Raw genomic sequence first — 21,865 nt, forward strand, 5'->3', positions numbered from 1 at the left:
AGTTAAGGTATCTCTTTTTTGAGATACCTTGATTTATGTTTACGGGCGTAGCTCAGTTGGTAGAGCACTGGTCTCCAAAACCAGGTGTCGGGAGTTCGAGTCTCTCCGCCCGTGCATATGATGAAAATTTTCGATTTAGATGATTTTCAAAATGAAATAAAAAAGCATGATACGAGATGTTTATCCTGAGCGAAGTCGAAGGAAGTCTCTCCGCCCGTGCAAATAAAATAGGTTTCACCTATTAATATTAAAATTGATATCGTTTCAATTAGATCAAAAAGAGATAACACCATGGCTGGATTTGCAAATTATATAAAAGAATCATTCGGAGAACTAAAGAATAATGTTACTTGGCCTACTTGGGCTGAAGGACAGAGTTTGACTGTTTTAGTCGCTGTTTTTTCAATTATATTCTCTCTAGTAATCTGGGGAGTGGATACAGTGTTTAGCAAGGTGATATCAGCTTACTTTCAATGGATTAGTTAATACTAAAAAAGAAAAAGGAATTTTATGTCTGAAGTAAGTGAAAAAAAATGGTATGTTGTTCGAGCTGTAAGTGGACAGGAAAACAAGATTAAATCTTATATCGAAAACGAGATTGCTCGTTTAGGGATGCAAGATTATGTTGATCAAGTTTTAGTGCCTACTGAACGTGTTGTGCAAATCCGTAACGGTAAAAAGATTCATAAGGAGAAAGTATTTTTTCCAGGTTATATTATGGTTCAAGCTAACCTTACTGGAGAAATACCTCATATTATCAGATCGGTAACTAATGTTATCGGATTTTTAGGAGAAACTAAAGGTGGTGATCCTGTTCCATTAAGACAATCTGAAGTTAACAGAATGTTAGGGAAAGTGGATGAGTTATCTGTTGAAGAAACTGCCAACGTTGCGATTCCTTATACAAAAGGAGAAACAGTAAAAGTTATCGATGGACCTTTCAATGGGTTTGACGGTACCATTGAGAAAATCAATGAAGAGAAGCGTAAACTTGAAGTTATGGTTAAGATTTTCGGAAGAAAAACACCATTAGAGTTAAGTTATATGCAGGTTGAAAAAGTATAATAATTGTTACACTATATAAATGATATCTTCTTTAGCTTCCAAAATTAAGAAGGATATCAACTAAATTATTAAAAATGGCAAAAGAATTAAGTAAAGTAGTTAAGTTACAAGTTCGGGGAGGTGCAGCGAATCCGTCGCCACCGGTTGGACCCGCTTTAGGTGCTGCTGGAGTTAACATCATGGAGTTCTGTAAGCAATTTAATGCTAGAACTCAAGATAAAGCCGGTAAAGTTTTACCAGTTGTTATCTCGGTATACAAAGACAAGTCATTTGACTTTGTTATCAAGACTCCTCCAGCTGCAGTACAATTATTAGAAGCGGCCAAGGTGAAAAAAGGTTCAGGTGAACCAAACCGAAAAAAAGTAGCTAAAGTATCTTGGGATCAGATCAAGACTATAGCAGAAGACAAAATGGTAGATTTAAATGCATTTACTCCAGAGTCTGCTATGAAAATGATTGCTGGTACAGCAAGATCGATGGGAATAACTGTAACAGGGAAATTTCCTTCTTAATCTATTAAAGACATTACAAAATGGCAAGATTAACAAAAAAGCAAAAAGAAGCTTTAGCGAAAATTGAAAAAGGAAGAGTGTATTCTTTAGAAGATGCATCAGCCTTAGTTAAAGAAATTACCAATACAAAATTTGATTCATCTGTAGATATCGCTGTACGTTTAGGAGTAGATCCTCGTAAAGCTAATCAAATGGTAAGAGGTGTTGTATCTCTTCCTCATGGTACTGGTAAAGACGTAAAAGTATTAGCATTAGTAACACCAGATAAAGAAGCAGAGGCTAAAGAAGCTGGTGCTGATTATGTAGGTTTAGACGAATATCTTGACAAAATCAAGAGTGGTTGGACAGATGTAGATGTTATTATTACTATGCCTAGCGTTATGGGTAAATTAGGTCCTTTAGGACGTGTATTAGGTCCTCGTGGTTTAATGCCTAACCCAAAGACAGGAACAGTAACAATGGATGTAGCAAAAGCTGTAACAGAAGTAAAAGCTGGTAAAATTGACTTTAAAGTTGATAAAACTGGTATCGTACACGCTGCTATTGGTAAAGCATCATTTAGTGCTGATAAAATTGCTGAAAACGCAAATGAATTATTACAAACATTAATAAAATTAAAACCAACAACTGCAAAAGGAGTTTACGTGAAAGGTATTTCTATCTCTTCAACAATGAGTCCTAGTATCGCTGTTGATTCTAAAATTGGTTAATTAAGTTAAAACTTTTATTATGACAAGAGAAGAAAAATCATTAGTAATTGAGGAATTGACTGCAGAATTAGCTAATAATGCCAATGTTTATTTGGCAGATATTTCAGGATTGAATGCAGATGCTACTTCAAACTTACGTCGTGCTGCTTTTAAAGCAAACGTACAAATGGCGGTTGTTAAAAATACATTACTTGCTAAAGCCATGGAAGCTTCTGAAAAAGATTTCGGAGATTTACCTTCTGTGCTTAAAGGAAATACATCTGTGATGTACTCTGAAACAGGTAATGCACCAGCAAAATTAATTAAAAACTTCCGTAAAAAATCTGAGAAGCCTCTATTAAAAGGAGCCTTCATCGAGGAAGCTGTTTACATCGGTGACGCACAATTAGACATGTTAGTTGATATCAAGTCTAAGGAAGAGTTACTTGGAGAAATTGTTACAATCTTACAATCTCCTGCTAAGAATGTTATTTCAGCCCTTAAATCAGGTGGTGGAACCATTGCTGGACTTATTAAAACACTATCTGAAAGAGAAGGATAGTATCAAACAGTACGCACTTATTACAATTATATTATTATTACAAAATTATTAAAACGATAGAAAAATGGCAGATTTAAAAGATTTCGCAGAACAATTAGTTAACCTTACTGTAAAAGAAGTAAATGAGTTAGCAACTATATTAAAAGATGAGTACGGTATCGAGCCTGCTGCTGCTGCTGCAGTTGCTGTTGCTGGTCCTGCTGCTGGTGGTGAAGCTGAAGAAGCTCAAACTGAATTTGATGTTATCTTAAAAGCAGCTGGTGGTTCTAAATTAGCTGTAGTAAAATTAGTTAAAGAATTAACTGGTTTAGGATTAAAAGAAGCTAAAGGTTTAGTTGATGACGCACCAAGCGCTATCAAAGAAGCTGTATCTAAAGATGAAGCAGAAGCTTTAAAAGCATCTTTAGAAGAGGCAGGAGCTGAGGTTGAGCTTAAGTAAGCTTAGTACTTAAAACACATAAAGGTTTAGGTCTGAAGAAGTTACTTCAAGACCTAAACCATTTTGCGTATATAACAGGTATATACGTTTTTATTATTTTTTTTAATCAAAATTCCGTCCATTGATGTTATCAACACAAGCTGAAAGATTAAATTTCTCCTCTATTGTAAATAGAACAGAATATCCAGACTTCTTGGATATTCAGATTAAATCCTTCCAGGATTTTTTCCAATTAGAAACTAAATCTGAGGAAAGAGGCGATGAAGGTCTTTACAATACCTTCATGGAAAACTTTCCAATCACAGATTCTCGTAATCAATTCGTATTAGAATTTTTAGATTACTTCGTAGATCCACCAAGATATGCTATTGAAGAGTGTATTGAGAGAGGGCTAACTTACAGCGTTCCGCTAAAGGCTAGGTTAAAGTTATATTGTACAGACCCTGAACATGAGGATTTCGAGACCATTGTTCAAGATGTGTATTTAGGAACTATTCCTTACATGACGCCTTCAGGAACTTTTTGTATTAATGGTGCAGAACGTGTTGTTGTTTCTCAATTACACCGTTCACCAGGAGTTTTCTTCGGGCAATCTTTCCATGCCAATGGAACCAAATTATATTCAGCAAGGGTTATACCATTCAAGGGATCTTGGATTGAGTTTGCTACAGATATTAACCAGGTAATGTATGCTTACATTGATAGAAAGAAAAAATTACCTGTAACTACGCTTTTCCGTGCTATCGGTTTTGAGCGTGATAAAGACATTTTAGAGATTTTTGACTTAGCAGAAGAAGCTAAAGTATCAAAATCTGGATTAAAGAAATACTTAGGAAGAAAATTAGCTGCTCGTGTATTAAATACATGGCATGAGGATTTTGTTGATGAAGATACTGGAGAGGTGGTTTCAATCGAGCGTAATGAAATCGTGCTTGATCGTGATACTATCCTTGACAAAGAAAATATAGAAGAAATTCTTGAAGCTGACGTTAAAACGATTCTTTTACATAAAGAAAGTACAGAACAAGGGGATTATGCCATTATCCACAACACGCTTCAAAAAGATCCAACAAACTCTGAAAAAGAGGCTGTTGAACATATTTACAGACAACTACGTAATGCAGAGCCGCCAGATGAGGAAACTGCACGTGGTATTATTGATAAATTATTCTTTAGTGACCAACGTTACTCTCTTGGAGAAGTTGGACGTTATAGAATGAACAAAAAATTAGGTCTTGATATTGGTATGGATAAGCAAGTGCTTACTAAAGAAGATATCATTACCATCATTAAATATTTAATCGAGCTTATCAACTCTAAAGCAGAGATTGATGATATCGATCACTTATCTAACCGTCGTGTTCGTACCGTAGGAGAACAATTATCATCACAATTTGGTGTTGGTTTAGCTCGTATGGCGCGTACCATTCGTGAGCGTATGAACGTTCGTGATAACGAGGTATTTACGCCTATAGATTTAATTAATGCTAAGACTTTATCGTCTGTAATTAATTCTTTCTTCGGAACAAACCAGTTATCTCAATTTATGGATCAAACCAATCCACTTGCTGAAATCACGCACAAGCGTCGTTTATCAGCTCTTGGACCAGGAGGTTTATCAAGAGAGCGTGCTGGGTTCGAGGTACGTGACGTTCACTATACTCACTACGGTCGTTTATGTCCTATTGAAACACCAGAGGGACCAAACATTGGTTTAATTTCTTCACTTTCTGTTTATGCAAAAGTGAACCCAATGGGATTCATCGAAACACCTTATAGAAAAGTAACTGATGGTGTTGTTGATATTAAAAATGATCCTGTTTATTTAAGTGCAGAGGAAGAGGAAGAAAAATTAATCGCTCAAGCAACAGTTAAAGTTGATGACGATGGTAAAATTCTTCACGATAAAGTTATTGCTAGAATGGAGGGTGATTTCCCTGTTATTGAGCCAGAAAAATTAGACTATACGGATGTAGCGCCTAATCAAATTTCTTCAATTTCAGCATCGCTTATTCCTTTCTTAGAGCATGATGATGCGAACCGTGCCTTGATGGGATCAAACATGATGCGTCAAGCGGTACCATTATTAAGAGTAGATGCACCTATTGTAGGAACTGGATTAGAGCGTCAAGTAGCTTCAGATTCTAGAGTATTGATTAATGCAGAAGGAGAAGGAGAAGTACTTTACGTAGATGCTAAAGAAATCCAAATCAGATACGAGCGTACTGAGGATGAAGCTAAAGTAAGTTTTGATAGCGATGTTAAAACATACCAATTAGTAAAATACAGAAAAACAAACCAAGGAACTTCTATTAACCTGAAACCAATCGTGGTTAAAGGTGATAAAGTATCTAAAGGTCAAGTTTTATGTGAAGGATACGCAACTCAAAAAGGAGAATTAGCTTTAGGTAGAAATATGAAAGTAGCCTTTATGCCTTGGAAAGGGTATAACTTTGAGGATGCGATTGTAATTTCTGAAAAGGTGGTTCGTGAAGATATTTTCACGTCTATTCATATCGATGAGTACTCTCTAGAAGTTAGAGATACTAAATTAGGTAATGAAGAATTAACTAACGATATCCCTAACGTTTCTGAAGAGGCTACTAAAGACCTTGATGAAAACGGTATGATTCGCGTTGGTGCCGAGGTTAAACCTGGCGATATTCTTATTGGTAAGATTACACCTAAAGGGGAATCTGATCCAACTCCTGAAGAAAAATTATTACGTGCGATCTTTGGTGATAAAGCTGGAGATGTAAAAGATGCTTCTTTAAAAGCTTCACCTTCTTTAAATGGTGTTGTAATTGAAAAGAAATTATTCGCAAGAGCCGTAAAAGATAAACGTAAACGTGCACAGGATAAAGATGATATTCTTGCTCTTGAAGCACAATACGATAGAAAGTTCGACGAGCTTAAAGATATTTTAGTTGAAAAACTTTTCAATATTGTAAACGGAAAAACAGCTCAAGGTATTTATAATGACTTAGGTGAAGAAGTACTACCAAAAGGTAAAAAATTCACACTTAAAATGTTAAATGCTGTTGATGATTATGCGCATTTAGTGTCTGGAAAATGGACTACTGATGATCATACTAACCAATTGGTGGCTGATTTAATTCACAATTATAAGATTAAAGAAAACGATTTACAGGGTTCTTTACGTCGTGAGAAGTTTACAATTTCTGTTGGTGATGAGTTACCAGCAGGTATCATAAAATTAGCTAAAGTTTACATCGCTAAAAAACGTAAACTTAAAGTTGGTGATAAAATGGCAGGACGTCACGGTAACAAAGGTATTGTTGCTAGAATCGTTCGTCAAGAAGATATGCCATTCTTAGAAGATGGAACCCCTGTTGATATTGTGTTAAATCCACTTGGTGTACCTTCTCGAATGAACATTGGTCAAATTTATGAAACTGTACTTGGTTGGGCTGGACAAAAATTAGGACGCAAATATGCTACACCTATTTTTGACGGAGCAACAATCGATCAGATTAACGGATTTACAGATGAAGCTGGAATTCCAAGATATGGTCATACCTACCTTTATGATGGTGGTACCGGACAGCGTTTTGATCAGCCAGCAACAGTTGGTGTGATTTACATGCTGAAATTAGGACACATGGTCGATGATAAAATGCACGCGCGTTCTATTGGACCTTACTCATTAATTACGCAACAACCATTAGGTGGTAAAGCACAGTTTGGTGGTCAGCGTTTTGGTGAGATGGAAGTTTGGGCACTTGAGGCTTATGGCGCATCAAGCACCTTACGTGAGATCTTAACTGTAAAATCTGATGATGTTATTGGTAGAGCTAAAACTTACGAGGCAATCGTAAAAGGTGAACCAATGCCAGATCCAGGATTACCAGAATCATTCAACGTACTTATGCACGAATTGAAAGGTTTAGGTTTAGACATCAGATTAGAGGAGTAAAATAATAGTTTACAGTCACAGCGTTCAGTAATTACTCTGAACTGTGACTGAAAACTGAAGACTTAAAAAACATGGCAAGAAAACAAGATAAAAATACAGTTAAGAGATTTAATAAAATCTCAATCGGTTTAGCTTCTCCAGAGTCTATTTTAGCAGAGTCTAGAGGCGAAGTTTTAAAACCAGAAACTATCAATTATCGAACTCACAAACCAGAACGTGATGGTTTGTTCTGTGAGCGTATCTTCGGTCCTGTAAAGGATTACGAGTGTGCTTGTGGTAAATATAAAAGAATACGCTACAAAGGTATTGTATGTGACCGTTGTGGTGTTGAAGTAACAGAAAAGAAAGTACGTCGTGATCGTGTTGGGCACATCAACCTTGTGGTTCCTGTGGCACACATCTGGTACTTCCGTTCGTTACCAAATAAAATTGGTTATTTATTAGGATTACCATCTAAGAAATTAGATATGATTATTTACTACGAACGTTACGTAGTTATTCAACCAGGTAATGCTAAAAATGAAGAAGGTGAACCATTACAAAAAATGGACTTCTTAACAGAAGAAGAATACTTAAATATTCTTGAAACCCTTCCTCAAGATAATCAGTATTTAGACGATTCAGATCCAAATAAGTTTTTAGCTAAAATGGGTGCTGAATGTTTAATCGAATTATTAGCAAGAATTGACTTAGAGTCTTTATCATACGAATTACGTCATAAAGCAAATACCGAAACGTCTAAACAACGTAAAACGGAAGCTTTAAAACGTTTACAAGTTGTAGAGTCTTTACGTGAGTCAAATCAAAATAGAGAAAATCGTCCAGAATGGATGATTATGAAAGTAATTCCAATCATTCCGCCAGAATTACGTCCTCTAGTACCACTAGATGGAGGTCGTTTTGCAACGTCTGATTTGAATGACTTATACCGTCGTGTTATTATTCGTAACAACCGTCTTAAAAGATTGGTTGAAATTAAAGCTCCTGAAGTTATTTTACGTAACGAAAAACGTATGCTTCAAGAGTCTGTGGATTCGTTATTCGATAATACACGTAAATCTTCTGCAGTAAAAACAGATTCTAACAGACCGTTAAAATCTTTATCAGATTCATTAAAAGGTAAGCAAGGTCGTTTCCGTCAAAACTTACTTGGTAAGCGTGTGGATTATTCAGCACGTTCTGTAATTGTTGTAGGACCAGAATTAAAATTATTTGAATGTGGATTGCCAAAAAATATGGCAGCTGAATTATACAAACCTTTTGTAATTAGAAAACTAATTGAAAGAGGTATTGTTAAAACAGTAAAATCAGCAAAGAAAATTATAGATAAAAGAGAGCCTGTGGTTTGGGATATCTTGGAAAACGTTCTTAAAGGACATCCAGTATTACTAAACCGTGCGCCTACCTTACACCGTTTAGGTATTCAAGCTTTTCAACCAAAATTAATTGAAGGAAAAGCGATTCAATTACACCCATTAGTATGTACGGCATTTAACGCCGATTTCGATGGGGATCAAATGGCGGTGCATTTACCATTAGGGCCAGAGGCTATTTTAGAGTGTCAAATGTTAATGTTGGCATCTCACAATATCTTAAACCCTGCTAATGGTTCTCCGGTAACGGTACCTTCTCAGGATATGGTACTTGGTCTTTACTATATGACCAAGCTACGTAAGTCTACACCAGAAGTGCCAATTAAAGGAGAAGGATTAACCTTCTACTCTCCAGAAGAGGTAGAAATTGCTTTCAATGAGCAACGCGTTGATTTGAATGCTGGTATCAAAGTAAGAACGATTGATATTAATGAGGAAGGTAAACTTGCTCCGGTTATCATCGAAACTACAGTTGGTCGTGTATTATTTAACCAACACGTGCCTCAAGCAGCTGGTTATATTAATGAAGTATTAACTAAAAAGTCGTTAAGAGATATTATTGGTAATATCTTAAAAGCAACTTCAGTTCCTGAAACTGCCGATTTCTTAGATGCTATTAGAACTTTAGGATTTAAATTCGCCTTCCAAGGTGGTTTATCATTCAGTTTAGGAGATATCATCATCCCGCCAGAAAAGCAAGGTATGATCGATAAAGCTAACGGTTTAGTTGATGGTATTACTGGTAACTATAACATGGGACTTATTACCAATAACGAACGTTACAACCAAGTTATTGATATCTGGACCTCGACAAATGCTGAATTGACAGAGTTGTCTATGAAACGTATTCGTGAAGACCAACAAGGGTTTAACTCAGTGTTTATGATGCTTGATTCTGGAGCTCGTGGATCTAAAGAACAGATTCGTCAGTTAACCGGTATGCGTGGATTAATGGCAAAACCTAAAAAATCTAACGCTGGTGGTGGTGAAATTATTGAAAATCCAATTCTTTCTAACTTTAAAGAAGGTCTTTCAATTTTAGAGTACTTTATCTCTACCCACGGTGCACGTAAAGGTCTTGCCGATACGGCCCTTAAAACTGCCGATGCTGGTTACTTAACAAGACGTTTAGTAGACGTTTCTCAAGATGTTATTATCAATACTGAAGATTGTGGTACATTAAGAGGTGTTGAAGTTGAACCATTGAAAAAGAATGACGAAGTTGTTGAAACTTTACAGGAAAGAATTGTAGGCCGTGTTTCATTAAATGATGTATTTAATCCTTTAACTGAAGAGAAATTAGCTTCTGCTGGTCAATTAATTGATGATGCTGTTGCTAAAGCCATTGGAGCATCTCCTTTAGAAAGTATTGAAGTACGTTCTGCTTTAACTTGTGAAGCGTTACAAGGTATTTGTGCGAAATGTTACGGTCGTAACTTAGCTACAGGTAAAATGGTACAACGTGGTGAAGCTGTTGGTGTTGTTGCGGCACAATCAATTGGTGAGCCTGGTACACAGTTAACACTTCGTACGTTCCACGTAGGTGGTATTGCAGGTAATATTTCAGAAGAAAACAAGCTTGCTGTTAAGTTTAACGGTATTGCTGAAATCGAAGATTTAAAAACAGTTAAAGGTCAGGATAACGAAGGAAACGAAATTGATATCGTAATCTCTAGAACGTCTGAACTTAAACTTACAGATAAGAAAACTGGTATTGTATTAAGTACTAATAACATTCCTTATGGTTCTACTATTTTTGTTAAAAATGGTCAAGAATTAGCTAAAGGTGATGTCGTATGTACTTGGGATCCATATAACGGTGTAATTATTTCAGAATTTGCTGGTAAAGTAAGATATGAAAACATCGAACAAGGGGTGACTTACCAAGTTGAAATTGATGAGCAAACAGGTTTCCAAGAAAAAGTAATTTCTGAATCTAGAAACAAAAAGCTTATTCCAACACTTCATATTGAAGATGCTAGTGGTGAAACCATGCGTTCTTACAACTTACCAGTTGGCGCTCACCTTATGATTGATGATGGAGAGAAAATTAATGTAGGTAAGATTTTAGTTAAGATTCCTCGTAAATCTGCAAAAGCAGGGGATATTACAGGTGGTCTTCCACGTGTTACCGAGTTATTCGAAGCGCGTAATCCATCTAACCCAGCAGTTGTTTCTGCTATTGATGGTGTGGTTTCTTTCGGAAAAATTAAGAGAGGTAACCGTGAGATTATCGTAGAATCTAAATTAGGTGATGTTAAGAAATACTTAGTGAAGTTATCTAATCAGATCTTAGTACAAGAGAATGATTACGTTAAAGCTGGTATGCCATTATCTGATGGTTCTATTACACCAAACGATATCTTGAATATCAAAGGGCCTTCAGCTGTTCAACAATACTTAGTAAATGAAGTACAAGAGGTATACCGTTTACAAGGGGTGAAAATTAATGATAAACACTTCGAAGTTGTTGTTAGACAAATGATGCGTAAAGTTAGAATTATAGATTCTGGTGATACGATTTTCTTAGAAGATCAATTGGCTCATAAAGCAGATTTCATTAAAGAAAATGATGATATCTTCGGAATGAAAGTGATTGAAGACGCTGGAGATTCTTCTACGCTTAAAGCAGGTCAAATTGTTTCTCCACGACAGTTAAGAGATGAAAATTCTATTTTACGTCGTGAAGATAAAGCACTTGTTACGGCTAGAGATGCTCAACCAGCAACTGCGACTCCAATACTTCAAGGTATTACAAGAGCTTCGCTTCAAACGAAATCATTTATTTCTGCGGCATCCTTCCAAGAAACAACTAAAGTATTAAACGAAGCTGCAGTAGCAGGTAAAGTAGATGCTTTAGAAGGCTTGAAAGAAAACGTTATTGTTGGACATAGAATTCCTGCAGGTACTGGTATGAGACGTTACTCTGATATCATTGTAGGTTCTAAAGAAGAGTTTGACGAAATGATGCAAGTGAAACAAGAATTAAATTACAACTAAAGCATTCCCGCGAAATCGAAAATTCACGAATACCTTATTCGAGGTAAGTGTCGATGAGTAAGGCGGGAATCTTAAAAATAGAAGCCTTCATGTATATTTATACTTGAAGGCTTTTTTATTTTAAAATCATAAAAATTTAAAACATTTCCTCTATATTGGGAAAAAATATTTAAATATGGCAGACGAACAAGACAAGCAAAAACAAGGGCAAATAAATATAGAATTAGATGAAAAAGTAGCTGAAGGGACTTACTCTAATTTGGCCATTATAAACCATTCTGTTTCAGAATTTGTAGTAGATTTTGTTAATATTATGCCTGGTGTTCCTAAAAACAAAGTGAAGTCAAGGATTATATTAACGCCGCAGCATGCTAAACGCTTACTAAAAGCACTTGGTGAAAATGTAGCGCGATTTGAAAATGCTCATGGTGAAATTAAAGATTACGATCAACCACCAATTCCTTTAAACTTTGGACCTACAGGTCAAGCATAAAAAAAAGCCATTGAACAAATTTTTGTTCAATGGCTTTTTTATTAAAAGGCCATTTCCTTTTTGTGGAGTTTATACTTTAATGCTCCTGATGGGCATTTTTTTATCTGTTTAATGATTTTTTCAGTAGTACTACCTTCTGGATCAATCCATGGAATTACCGAGTTTTGAAAGACATCTGAAAGCTCTTGCGTACAGATATTAGACTGTTGACATTGAAAAGGACAATAGGTGATACTAATTTCTCGGTTTCCGTATTCCGTTGTTTTCATAGTTTTAGAATCAGCGAAGACTTTAGTTAAAATTGGGTTTCCTAAAAAGACTAATTAAATTCTGAAGTAAAATGAAGCTTAACATTCGGGTACTTCTGTTGGGTCATTTGCAGTGAAAATGCAGAGTCAGCCAGGAATACCAATTGGTTACGTTTGTCTTTTGCTAAAAAGCGTTGCTTCACACGAACAAACTCTTTATATTCATCTGTTTTTGAGTTACTAGGATCTACCCAACACGCTTTATGAACATTTAAATTTTCATAGGTACATTTAGCCCCGTATTCATGTTCTAAGCGGTATTGAATCACCTCATACTGTAATGCTCCAACAGTTCCAATAACCTTTCTACCGTTAAGTTCTAAGGTGAATAATTGTGCAACACCCTCATCCATTAATTGATCTATGCCTTTAAAAAGCTGTTTAGATTTTAAAGGGTCAGCATTATTGATGTATCTAAAATGTTCCGGTGAAAAGCTTGGAATACCTTTATAATTTAAAATTTCACCTTCAGTAAGGGTGTCACCAATTTTAAAGTTTCCTGTATCTTGTAAACCTACAATATCACCAGGGTAGGAGATATCTACAATCTCTTTCTTTTCAGCAAAAAATGCATTCGGACTTGAAAACTTAACCTTTTTACCATGTCTCACATGTAAATAAGGCGCATTTCTTTTAAATTCACCAGAAACTATTTTAACAAAGGCTAAACGGTTTCGGTGGTTAGGATCCATATTGGCATGAATCTTAAATACAAATCCAGAAAATTTATCCTCATCGGGTTTAACAAGGCGTTCTTCACTGTTTTTAGGCTGTGGTTTTGGTGCAATTTCAACAAAACAATCGAGGAGTTCACGAACACCAAAACTGTTTAAAGCCGATCCAAAAAATACAGGTTGCAGCGTACCGTTTAAGTAATCTTCATGGTTAAACTGCGGATAAATTCCATCAACCAATTCCAACTCTTCTCTTAAGGTTTCAGCGGCATTGTCACCTACTAATTTATTTAGTTCTTCAGATTCTAAATCTGATATTTCAATGGTTTCTTCAATGTTTTTACGGCTATCACCACTAAACAAATTGATGTTTTTTTCCCAGATATTATAAATACCTTTAAAATCGTACCCCATACCTATAGGGAAACTTAAAGGCGTTACCGTTAAACCTAACTTTTGCTCGATTTCATCTAGAAGTTCGAAAGCATCTTTACCCTCGCGATCCATTTTATTAATAAAAACAATCATCGGGATGTTACGCATTCTACAAACTTCAACCAGTTTTTCTGTTTGTTCCTCAACACCTTTTGCAACATCAATAACAACAATCACACTGTCCACCGCCGTTAAAGTTCTAAAGGTATCTTCGGCGAAATCCTTGTGACCAGGTGTATCTAAAATATTAATTTTAATACTGTTGTACTCAAAAGCCAAAACCGAAGTAGCAACAGAGATTCCACGTTGACGCTCAATTTCCATGAAGTCACTTGTAGCCCCTTTTTTTATTTTGTTGCTCTTTACAGCGCCTGCTTCTTGGATCGCTCCACCAAAAAGTAATAATTTTTCAGTTAATGTGGTTTTACCAGCATCGGGGTGCGAAATAATACCAAAAGTACGTCGTCGTTGTATTTCTTTTAAAAAACTCATAAATCTTGTTGCAAAATGGGTTGCAAAGATAAGATATAACTTCAATAAGCATAGCAGATAAAAACACTTTTTAAATTTCTATTTGTATTCATTCGGTATTCGAAATTTACTTGGTATTTTTGTTTTTTATGATTTAATTCTAAATGGTAAAATTTTATAAATTCCTTTAATCTAGGGAATTTATAAGCCTTAATTCTAAAAACAGAAATTGATAGATGGAAGAAGAAAAAGTAATACTTGTAAATGAAAAAGATGAAAAAATAGGCTTGATGCCAAAAATGGAGGCTCATGAAAAAGCCTTATTACATCGTGCCTTTTCTGTTTTTGTTTTCAACGATAAAAATGAATTGATGCTTCAGCAACGCGCTTTGGATAAGTATCATTCTCCTGGGCTTTGGACTAATACGTGCTGCAGTCATCAGCGCGATGGCGAATCTAATTTAGATGCAGGTAGAAGACGTTTACAAGAAGAAATGGGTTTTGAAGTTCCTCTAGAAGAATCGATTTCTTTTATGTATAAAGCCCCTTTTGATAACGGGTTAACCGAACATGAATACGATCATATTATGTTAGGAACCTTTAATGGCGAACCCAATATTAATCCCGATGAAGTGGCGAGCTGGAAATGGAAGCCCTTAGAAGAAGTTAAAGAGGATATTGAAAAACAACCAGAAATTTACACAGCTTGGTTTAAAGTTATTTTCGATAAGTTTTACGATAGTATAAAGTTGAACACATGAAAGCAACTGTAAGCAGAAAGGCTCATTTTAATGCAGCTCATAGATTGTATAACAAAAACTGGACTTTTGAGAAAAACGATGCTGTTTTTGGTAAATGTAATAACCCTAATTACCACGGACATAATTACGAACTTATTGTAAGTGTAACTGGAGAAATTAATCAAGAGACAGGTTTTGTTATTGATGTCGCCATATTAAAGGAATTAATTGAAGTTGAAATTGAAGCAGCTTTTGATCATAAAAACCTTAATCTTGAAGTTCCAGAATTTGAAAACCTAAATCCTACTGCAGAAAATATTGCTGTTGTTATTTATAATAAGTTAAAACCCAAATTAGATGCTTCGTTAGAGCTCGAAATAACACTTTATGAAACGCCTCGTAATTTTGTACGGTATTCTGGAGACTAACTTAAAATTAATCCCATCGAGCTAGGCTTACACTCAAAATATTAGAAGTGTTTTAGACTGTAAAATATATCTTAAAATAGCGGTCTATTGGAAGTTTATATGTAATTTTGCTCAAAATAAATTAAGAAATTATGGCAAATGTTAGAGACCTAAAAAAAGATATAAATTTTGTTTTAGGTGATATTATTGAAGCGGTTTATGTTTGGGAATACGAAAACACTGATAAAGACACAAAAAAGAGTGAAGCAATTATCGATGAAGCAATAAATACTTTTGATGAGTTAATTGCTAAGGTAAACGCTAAATCTGAAAACCCAAAAGCTCATTTTAAGGCGATTAGCAACGAGCTAGAAACTAAAGGAAAAGGGTTGATTGATAAAATTAATGCATTAGGATAAAAATTTTTAACGGAATGCTTGCAATTAAAAAAATTGCGATTATATTTGCACCCGTTAAATAAGCCGATGTAGCTCAGCTGGCTAGAGCAGCTGATTTGTAATCAGCAGGTCGTGGGTTCGAGTCCCTCCATCGGCTCAAAAAAGCTTCACTTTTAGTGAAGCTTTTTTTATGCTTTTAAGTGACCTATTTGTGTTGTCTTAAGCTTAAAAAAAAACAGCCTTGTAATGCTATGTTACAAGGCTGTTTTCTTAGCTGTTGAAATTAATGGCTAAATCTCAAAAAGTTGTGTATTTTAAGAAACTGGGATTGATTTACAATTTCTTGGAAGTAAAGCAAATTAAATTTCAATCACCACAGGTTTAAGTAAGAATAATAGCTAAATTTGGAATGTATAACATGGTTTAATCCTTAGATTATATCTATTTTTATGTGAATTTTCATGTTCTATAGAACTACCTTTAAAATTTAAAGAAATTTTTAAATACTTAACTAATCGAAAAATGAATACTAAACTATCTGTAATTTTACTTATCGTTCTGGTGACTTTTTGTTCTTGTAACGATACTAAAAAGGAAACGCCCAATGTAAGTTCTGTAAATAAGTCTGATGCTTCCGGAGCTGTATTGCCTTTTCCGCCAACTCCAATGGCAAGCGTTACCAAGGCACGAGTTCAAGATTCTAAAATGAAATGGCCTGAAGAAACACAGCGTTTACCTAAGGATGCACCCAATGTTTTGTTAGTATTACTAGACGATGTAGGTTTTGGAATCTCTGAAACTATGGGCGGAGAAATTCATACACCAAATTTCGATAGAATTGCTAAAGAAGGCTTATTATATAATACTTTTCATACTACGTCAATCTGTTCTCCAACACGCGCTGCCTTACTTACGGGTAGAAATCACACTAGAGTGAGCAGTGGCACCATAGCAGAACGCGCCGTTGCTTTCGATGGTTATACAGGAATTATTCCTAAAACGGCTGCAACCATTCCGGAAATTTTAAAAGAATACGGGTATCATACATCTGCTTTCGGAAAATGGCATAACACTCCAGCTACAGAAACAACCATGATGGGACCTAAAAATCATTGGCCAAATGCTTATGGTTTTGAGCATTTTTATGGTTTTTTAGGTGGCGAAACTTCTCAGTGGGAACCTCGTTTAACACTTAATTACGACCATATAGAACCACCTCACGACGAGAATTATCATTTAACTGAAGACTTGGCAAAGCAAGCTTTGAATTGGATAGATAATAGTCGTGCATTTTCTCCAGACAAACCATTTTTTATGTATTGGGCTCCTGGAGGTGTGCATGGTCCACAGCATGTTGCAAGTGAATGGGCAGATAAATACAAAGGTAAATTTGACGATGGCTGGGATGCCTACCGTGAACGTGTTTTTAAACGTCAGCTAGAAATGGGAATTATTCCAGAAGGAACAAAATTAACTCCTCGTGACAGTACGTTAAATGGATGGGCAGATATTCCAGAAGATCAGCGTGCATTTCAAATTAGGTTAATGGAAGTTTTTGCAGGTTTTGTGGAGCATACAGATACACAAGTTGGTAAAATACTTGACGGACTAGAAAACCGTGGTTTAAAAGAGAACACCATTGTTATTTATATTTTTGGAGATAATGGTTCTAGTGCCGAGGGACAAAATGGTTCTATTTCAGAATTATTGGCTCAAAACAATATCCCTAACACCGTAGAACAACAAATTGCCGCGTTAGAAAAAGTGGGAGGTATTGATGCTTTAGGGTCACCGCATACCGATAATATGTACCACGCAGGATGGGCGTGGGCAGGAAGCACTCCTTTTAAAGGAACCAAATTAGTGGGTAGTTATTTTGGAGGAACACGTAACCCTATGGCTATTTCTTGGCCAAAAGGTATTAAGCATGACAGTGTAGTACGTACACAGTTTCATCACGTTATAGATATTGCACCTACTTTATATACTATTTTAGGAATTCCGCATCCCGAAGAAGTACATGGGTATAAGCAACAAAAAATGGACGGTATTAGTTTAGCATATACTTTTAATGATGCTAAGGCAAAAGGACAAAAGAAGGAACAGTTTTTCGATAATAACGCCAGCCGAGCAATTTATAAAGACGGATGGATGGCCTCTACTTTTGGTCCATTAATTCCATGGAATACGCCAGCTTCAGTAAACCGCATTAAGAATTGGGATATGGATAATGATGTTTGGGAATTATATAAACTAGAGGATGATTTTTCTCAAGCTCATGATTTAGCAAAGGAAAACCCAGAAAAATTAGAGGCCCTTAAAAAAGACTTTTTGGTTTTGGCAGAAGATAATAAGGATTTTCCAATAGGTGCAGGAAATTGGTTGCGTACACATCCAAAAGATATTCGTAAACCACCCTACAAAGAGTGGAATTTCAGCCAAACGACACAACGTATGCCTGAATTTAATGCTCCTGGTATTGGTAGAGAAAATAATACTGTTACTGTAGATTTGGAAATAGGAAACAAGGCAAACGGGGTGTTGTATTGTGTTGGAGGTGCTGGTGGAGGTATTACGCTTTATATGGAGAATGGCATTCTAAAATATGAGTATAATATGTTGCTTATTGAAAATTATTCGGGACAAAGTGCTCAGCCACTTAAAAAAGGTAAACATAAAATAGTTATTGATACTCAAGTAAAAGGGGCGGCACAAGCAGGAACAGTAAATGTTAGTGTGGATGGTAGCGAGGTTATAAATGTATCTTTAAAACGTACCGTGCCATTGGCTTTTACTGCTACCGAAACTTTTGATGTTGGCGTAGATTTAGGATCGCCAGTCTCCTACGAATACTTTAAAAAGCGTCCGTTTAAATTTGATGGGATTATTAAAAATGTCCACGTTAAATTAAATTAAGATTGAATCAGTAAAAATGATGTGTCTTTCGATACATCATTTTTATTATAAACAAATTAATTATATGAGATATAATGTCCTGAAATTAGTGGTTTTTACCATAGTGTTTAGCAATTGGATTAAAGGGTTTTCTCAAGCCGAAACACCTACGACATTTTTTATGCCTCCTGAAGATTTAATGGCTATAAATCTTCAGTATTTAAACTTAGAATCTAATTTATCACCATCTCAGGATGTAGTGTTAGCTAGTGGAACTATTAATGTAGATGCGTTTATAGTGCCATTTTTATATTCGTTTAATCTTGATGGTCGTATTGCTCAAATTTTGGTAACACCTACCTATGGAAGTATGACAGGTTCCGCAGATATTTCAAGGTTATCAGAAGGGCTTCCTGATGGCATTCCTAATGAGTTTGAATTTATCAATAAATCGGGTTTCATGGACTCTAGTGTGTGGTTACGAGTAGGATTACTAAATGCACCTGCTTTGGGTTTAGCCGATTTTAGTCAGTATAATGCCAAATTTCAAATGTATGCACTAGTTGGGTTTACTGCTCCTACTGGAGAATATAATCAAAGTCGTCGTGTAAATTTAGGAGCCAATCGTTGGGCATTCCGTTTAGGTTTACCTATGGTTTTAGCTCTGAATGAAAACAAAAAAGCATTAGCACATTGGGAGATAAACCCAAATTTATATCTGTACACGAACAACAATAATCCTTTTGCAGGAGAAACAAAAAGGCAAACACCTTTATTTGTATTAAATCAGCATGTGTCAAAATATTTTATGCCAAAGTTTTGGGGTTCTGTAGATTTAGGCTACCAATATGGCGGGGTTTCTCAAATAGATGATTTACCAAAAGGGGAAAGAGTTAATCAATTGGCGGGAGGCCTTACTTTAGGATATAGCCTTACAAGCGCTATTAAAATACAGAGTAGTTATGGTCGTATTTGGTTTAATGAAAGTAACGGACATATGTTCCGATTTTTGGCAACTTTGGCCATTCCATCTAAATCCGACCGCGAGATGCTTGCAAAAATGAAACAAAATAACTAACTCATAAACTAAAAATTAAACTTACGCTATTATGAAATCAAAATATGTATTATTTTTTGTTTTAATGGTTCTGGGAGGCGGTGTAACAGCTCAACAAATTTTACCATTTCCACCAACGCCATCGGCTTCGAAACCGGGGTTAACCATGGAAACATCAACTTACAAAAAACGACCTGAAGCGAAGCGCTTACCTTCCGATGCACCAAATATTTTAATCATTTTAATGGACGATATTGGTCCAGGAACAGCATCAACCTATGGAGGAGAAATTAATGCTCCAACTTTAAGTCGTATCGCAGATCTTGGTCTATCTTATAATCGTTTTCATTCAACAGCCATGTGTTCGCCAACACGAGCATCTTTACTTACAGGAAGAAATCATACAGGGGTTGGAAACGGACAAATTGCTGCATTAGCAAACGATTTTGATGGTTTTAGTGGTGTTATTCCTAAATCAGCAGCTACGATGGCCGAAGTTTTAAAGGCTTATGGTTATAACACAGCAGCTTTTGGAAAATGGCACAATACACCAGAAGACCAAATTACTAATAAAGGGCCGTTCGACTTTTGGCCAACAGGATATGGTTTCGAAGAATTTTACGGTTTTTTAGCCGGAGAAGCATCGCAATACGAACCTACTTTAGTACATAATACAACTTACGTTACAGAGGAACGTGAAGAAGGATATCATTTATCTGAAGACTTAGCGAATAAAACCATTAAGTGGTTACAAGAGCAAAAAACATATGCTCCAGAGAAACCATTTTTTGTGTATTGGGCTCCAGGAGCAGCACATGGGCCTCATCAGGTTCCTCAAGAATGGGCAGATAAGTACAAGGGGAAATTTGATGATGGATGGGATGTCTATCGCGAACGCGTTTTTAACCGTCAGAAGAAACTAGGATGGATTCCGCAGAATACAAAATTAACGCCACGCGACGAAACCATGGCATCGTGGGCATCTATTCCTGAATCTGAAAAACCATTTCAAAGACGATTAATGGAAGTTTGGGCTGGATTTGCAGAGCATGCAGATTATCATGCTGGTCGTGTAATTGATCAAATTGAAGCTATGGGAGAATTAGATAATACTTTGATCTTTTACATTTGGGGCGATAACGGGTCGTCTTCAGAAGGATTGCATGGTACGATTTCCGAACAATTAGCTCAGAATGCCATTCCAACAAAGATTTCAGAACATATAGAAGCGTTAAATGCGCTTGGAGGTTTAGATGTTTTAGGGACAAATAAAACAGACAATATGTTTCATGCAGGTTGGGCATGGGCAGGGTCAACACCATATAAAGGAACAAAATTAGTTGGTGGATATTTTGGAGGTACACGTCAGCCAATGGCCGTATCATGGCCTAAAACCATTAAACATGACAAAACACCAAGACCACAGTTTCATCATGTTATTGATGTTGTACCAACGGTTTATGAACTATTAGGTATTACAGAACCAGAAGTTGTAAACGGTTTTGAACAAGTTGATATGGATGGGGTAAGTATGGTATATTCATTTAATGATGCTACGGTAAAAGGAACTCATAAAACACAGTTTTTCGATATTATGGCTAGCCGTGGTATTTATAGCGACGGATGGATGGCGAGTACTATGGGCTTAAGAAAACCATGGGTTGGTGGTATTCCTAAAGGCGCTAAAACATGGAATCCTATGAATGATACATGGGAGCTTTATAATTTAGATGAAGATTGGAGTCAGTCTACCGATTTGTCTAAGCAATACCCTGAGAAATTAGAAGAAATGAAAATGCTCTTTATTTCTGAATCTACAAAATATAAAAATTTACCAGTTGGAGGCGGGTTGTGGGCTACAGCTATCTTTCATCCAGAAGATGCGCCAGCTTCAGCACTAACAGAATGGACTTTCGATGCTCCATTAACACGTATGCCTGAATCTGCTGCACCTAAACTTGGTAAAATGAGTAGTTTAGTGACTATGGAGTTAGATGTACCAAAAGAAGCCAATGGCGTATTATATGCCTTAGCGGGATTTAGTGGAGGCGTTACATGCTTTGTAATGGATGGTTATTTACATTACGAATTCAATTTATTTGAAATAGAAAGAACCAAAATAAAATCAGAATCTAAACTGCCAGAAGGAAAAGCAACCATAGTTGTGGAGTCTAAATTGGTAGATAGAATTGGAGGTGCTATGGATGTAACACTTAAAGTTAACGGTAAGGCAGTAGCGCAAAAACGAGTGCCACGTGCTATGTCTTTACACTTTACTTCTAACGCTACTTTTGATATTGGAACGGACTTAGATTCGCCAGTAGCCTTAGAATATTTTGATCAAGCACCGTTTTCTTATAACGGAGTAATTGGTAAAACCATTATTAAATATACCGACGTAAAAAAATAA

Annotated in this window: 17 protein-coding genes and 2 tRNA genes; 17 read left to right on the plus strand and 2 right to left on the minus strand. The window is 36.0% G+C overall.

Translation table 11 applies throughout. The features are described 5' to 3' along the window. The first annotated feature begins 41 nt into the window (after positions 1-41). The 10 genes from JJL45_RS07380 (at position 42) to JJL45_RS07425 (ending at position 12,070) form a co-directional block, all read left to right on the plus strand. A tRNA-Trp gene (locus JJL45_RS07380) sits at positions 42-114 on the plus strand. A 177-nt stretch (positions 115-291) separates the two neighbouring features. After that, positions 292-486, plus strand: a complete 195-nt coding sequence (secE, locus tag JJL45_RS07385; RefSeq protein WP_067148796.1) for a preprotein translocase subunit SecE — start codon at positions 292-294, stop codon at positions 484-486. A gap of 24 nt (positions 487-510) precedes the next feature. Continuing rightward, positions 511-1,065 carry a transcription termination/antitermination protein NusG gene (nusG, locus tag JJL45_RS07390; protein WP_067148794.1) on the plus strand — a complete coding sequence of 185 codons (555 nt, stop codon included), beginning with the start codon at positions 511-513 and terminating at the stop codon, positions 1,063-1,065. Positions 1,066-1,139: 74 nt separating this feature from the next. Continuing rightward, a complete protein-coding gene (rplK, locus tag JJL45_RS07395) occupies positions 1,140-1,577 on the plus strand; it encodes a 50S ribosomal protein L11 (protein WP_067148791.1) in 438 nt (145 codons plus the stop codon). A gap of 20 nt (positions 1,578-1,597) precedes the next feature. Beyond that, positions 1,598-2,287, plus strand: coding sequence for a 50S ribosomal protein L1 (rplA, locus tag JJL45_RS07400; protein ID WP_067148788.1), 690 nt, complete (start codon positions 1,598-1,600; stop codon positions 2,285-2,287). 19 nt (positions 2,288-2,306) lie between these two features. Then, positions 2,307-2,828 carry a 50S ribosomal protein L10 gene (rplJ, locus tag JJL45_RS07405; protein ID WP_067148785.1) on the plus strand — a complete coding sequence of 174 codons (522 nt, stop codon included), beginning with the start codon at positions 2,307-2,309 and terminating at the stop codon, positions 2,826-2,828. Positions 2,829-2,892: 64 nt separating this feature from the next. Beyond that, a complete protein-coding gene (gene rplL, locus JJL45_RS07410) occupies positions 2,893-3,267 on the plus strand; it encodes a 50S ribosomal protein L7/L12 (RefSeq protein WP_067148782.1) in 375 nt (124 codons plus the stop codon). A 124-nt stretch (positions 3,268-3,391) separates the two neighbouring features. Next, a complete protein-coding gene (gene rpoB, locus JJL45_RS07415; protein ID WP_068603062.1) occupies positions 3,392-7,204 on the plus strand; it encodes a DNA-directed RNA polymerase subunit beta in 3,813 nt (1,270 codons plus the stop codon). A gap of 71 nt (positions 7,205-7,275) precedes the next feature. Further along, positions 7,276-11,577, plus strand: coding sequence for a DNA-directed RNA polymerase subunit beta' (rpoC, locus tag JJL45_RS07420; protein WP_068603061.1), 4,302 nt, complete (start codon positions 7,276-7,278; stop codon positions 11,575-11,577). 175 nt (positions 11,578-11,752) lie between these two features. Next, positions 11,753-12,070, plus strand: a complete 318-nt coding sequence (locus JJL45_RS07425; protein WP_067148772.1) for a DUF3467 domain-containing protein — start codon at positions 11,753-11,755, stop codon at positions 12,068-12,070. Between the two features lie 41 nt (positions 12,071-12,111). Here the strand turns inward: JJL45_RS07425 and JJL45_RS07430 are convergent, their stop codons facing one another. Both JJL45_RS07430 and JJL45_RS07435 read right to left on the minus strand, forming a co-directional pair. Then, positions 12,112-12,339: a (4Fe-4S)-binding protein gene (locus tag JJL45_RS07430; RefSeq protein ID WP_067148769.1), complete on the minus strand. Its 228-nt coding sequence runs from the start codon at positions 12,337-12,339 to the stop codon at positions 12,112-12,114. 50 nt (positions 12,340-12,389) lie between these two features. Beyond that, entirely contained in the window at positions 12,390-13,979 is a 1,590-nt protein-coding gene (locus tag JJL45_RS07435; protein ID WP_068603060.1) for a peptide chain release factor 3, read from the minus strand. 215 nt (positions 13,980-14,194) lie between these two features. On the opposite strand from JJL45_RS07435, the gene idi reads away from it, so the two are divergent. From idi to JJL45_RS07470, 7 genes are all read left to right on the plus strand, one after another. Further along, the gene (gene idi, locus JJL45_RS07440) at positions 14,195-14,719 is read left to right on the plus strand and encodes an isopentenyl-diphosphate Delta-isomerase (RefSeq protein ID WP_068603059.1); all 525 of its coding nucleotides are present in this window, start codon (positions 14,195-14,197) and stop codon (positions 14,717-14,719) included. Then, entirely contained in the window at positions 14,716-15,126 is a 411-nt protein-coding gene (locus JJL45_RS07445; protein ID WP_068603058.1) for a 6-pyruvoyl trahydropterin synthase family protein, read from the plus strand. The genes idi and JJL45_RS07445 overlap by 4 nt, the downstream gene beginning before the upstream one ends. 131 nt (positions 15,127-15,257) lie before the next feature. Continuing rightward, positions 15,258-15,524, plus strand: a complete 267-nt coding sequence (locus JJL45_RS07450; protein WP_067148756.1) for a hypothetical protein — start codon at positions 15,258-15,260, stop codon at positions 15,522-15,524. A gap of 62 nt (positions 15,525-15,586) precedes the next feature. After that, a tRNA-Thr gene (locus tag JJL45_RS07455) sits at positions 15,587-15,660 on the plus strand. Positions 15,661-16,025: 365 nt separating this feature from the next. Then, entirely contained in the window at positions 16,026-18,419 is a 2,394-nt protein-coding gene (locus tag JJL45_RS07460; RefSeq protein WP_082935912.1) for an arylsulfatase, read from the plus strand. A gap of 64 nt (positions 18,420-18,483) precedes the next feature. Further along, a complete protein-coding gene (locus JJL45_RS07465; RefSeq protein ID WP_068603057.1) occupies positions 18,484-19,476 on the plus strand; it encodes a transporter in 993 nt (330 codons plus the stop codon). Between the two features lie 31 nt (positions 19,477-19,507). Next, positions 19,508-21,865 carry an arylsulfatase gene (locus tag JJL45_RS07470; protein WP_082935910.1) on the plus strand — a complete coding sequence of 786 codons (2,358 nt, stop codon included), beginning with the start codon at positions 19,508-19,510 and terminating at the stop codon, positions 21,863-21,865.

The sequence above is a fragment of the Tamlana sp. s12 genome (genome assembly GCF_016767215.1).
GTDB lineage: Bacteria > Bacteroidota > Bacteroidia > Flavobacteriales > Flavobacteriaceae > Pseudotamlana > Pseudotamlana agarivorans.

Coding starts and splice junctions, on each gene's coding strand:
- JJL45_RS07450 (WP_067148756.1), top strand. CDS start 15,258: ATGGCAAATGTTAGAGACCTAAAAAAAGATATAAATTTTGTTTTAGGT.
- JJL45_RS07430 (WP_067148769.1), bottom strand. CDS start 12,339: ATGAAAACAACGGAATACGGAAACCGAGAAATTAGTATCACCTATTGT.
- rplA (WP_067148788.1), top strand. CDS start 1,598: ATGGCAAGATTAACAAAAAAGCAAAAAGAAGCTTTAGCGAAAATTGAA.
- nusG (WP_067148794.1), top strand. CDS start 511: ATGTCTGAAGTAAGTGAAAAAAAATGGTATGTTGTTCGAGCTGTAAGT.
- JJL45_RS07470 (WP_082935910.1), top strand. CDS start 19,508: ATGAAATCAAAATATGTATTATTTTTTGTTTTAATGGTTCTGGGAGGC.
- rpoB (WP_068603062.1), top strand. CDS start 3,392: ATGTTATCAACACAAGCTGAAAGATTAAATTTCTCCTCTATTGTAAAT.
- rplL (WP_067148782.1), top strand. CDS start 2,893: ATGGCAGATTTAAAAGATTTCGCAGAACAATTAGTTAACCTTACTGTA.
- rplJ (WP_067148785.1), top strand. CDS start 2,307: ATGACAAGAGAAGAAAAATCATTAGTAATTGAGGAATTGACTGCAGAA.
- secE (WP_067148796.1), top strand. CDS start 292: ATGGCTGGATTTGCAAATTATATAAAAGAATCATTCGGAGAACTAAAG.
- JJL45_RS07460 (WP_082935912.1), top strand. CDS start 16,026: ATGAATACTAAACTATCTGTAATTTTACTTATCGTTCTGGTGACTTTT.
- JJL45_RS07465 (WP_068603057.1), top strand. CDS start 18,484: ATGAGATATAATGTCCTGAAATTAGTGGTTTTTACCATAGTGTTTAGC.
- idi (WP_068603059.1), top strand. CDS start 14,195: ATGGAAGAAGAAAAAGTAATACTTGTAAATGAAAAAGATGAAAAAATA.
- JJL45_RS07435 (WP_068603060.1), bottom strand. CDS start 13,979: ATGAGTTTTTTAAAAGAAATACAACGACGACGTACTTTTGGTATTATT.
- rpoC (WP_068603061.1), top strand. CDS start 7,276: ATGGCAAGAAAACAAGATAAAAATACAGTTAAGAGATTTAATAAAATC.
- rplK (WP_067148791.1), top strand. CDS start 1,140: ATGGCAAAAGAATTAAGTAAAGTAGTTAAGTTACAAGTTCGGGGAGGT.
- JJL45_RS07425 (WP_067148772.1), top strand. CDS start 11,753: ATGGCAGACGAACAAGACAAGCAAAAACAAGGGCAAATAAATATAGAA.
- JJL45_RS07445 (WP_068603058.1), top strand. CDS start 14,716: ATGAAAGCAACTGTAAGCAGAAAGGCTCATTTTAATGCAGCTCATAGA.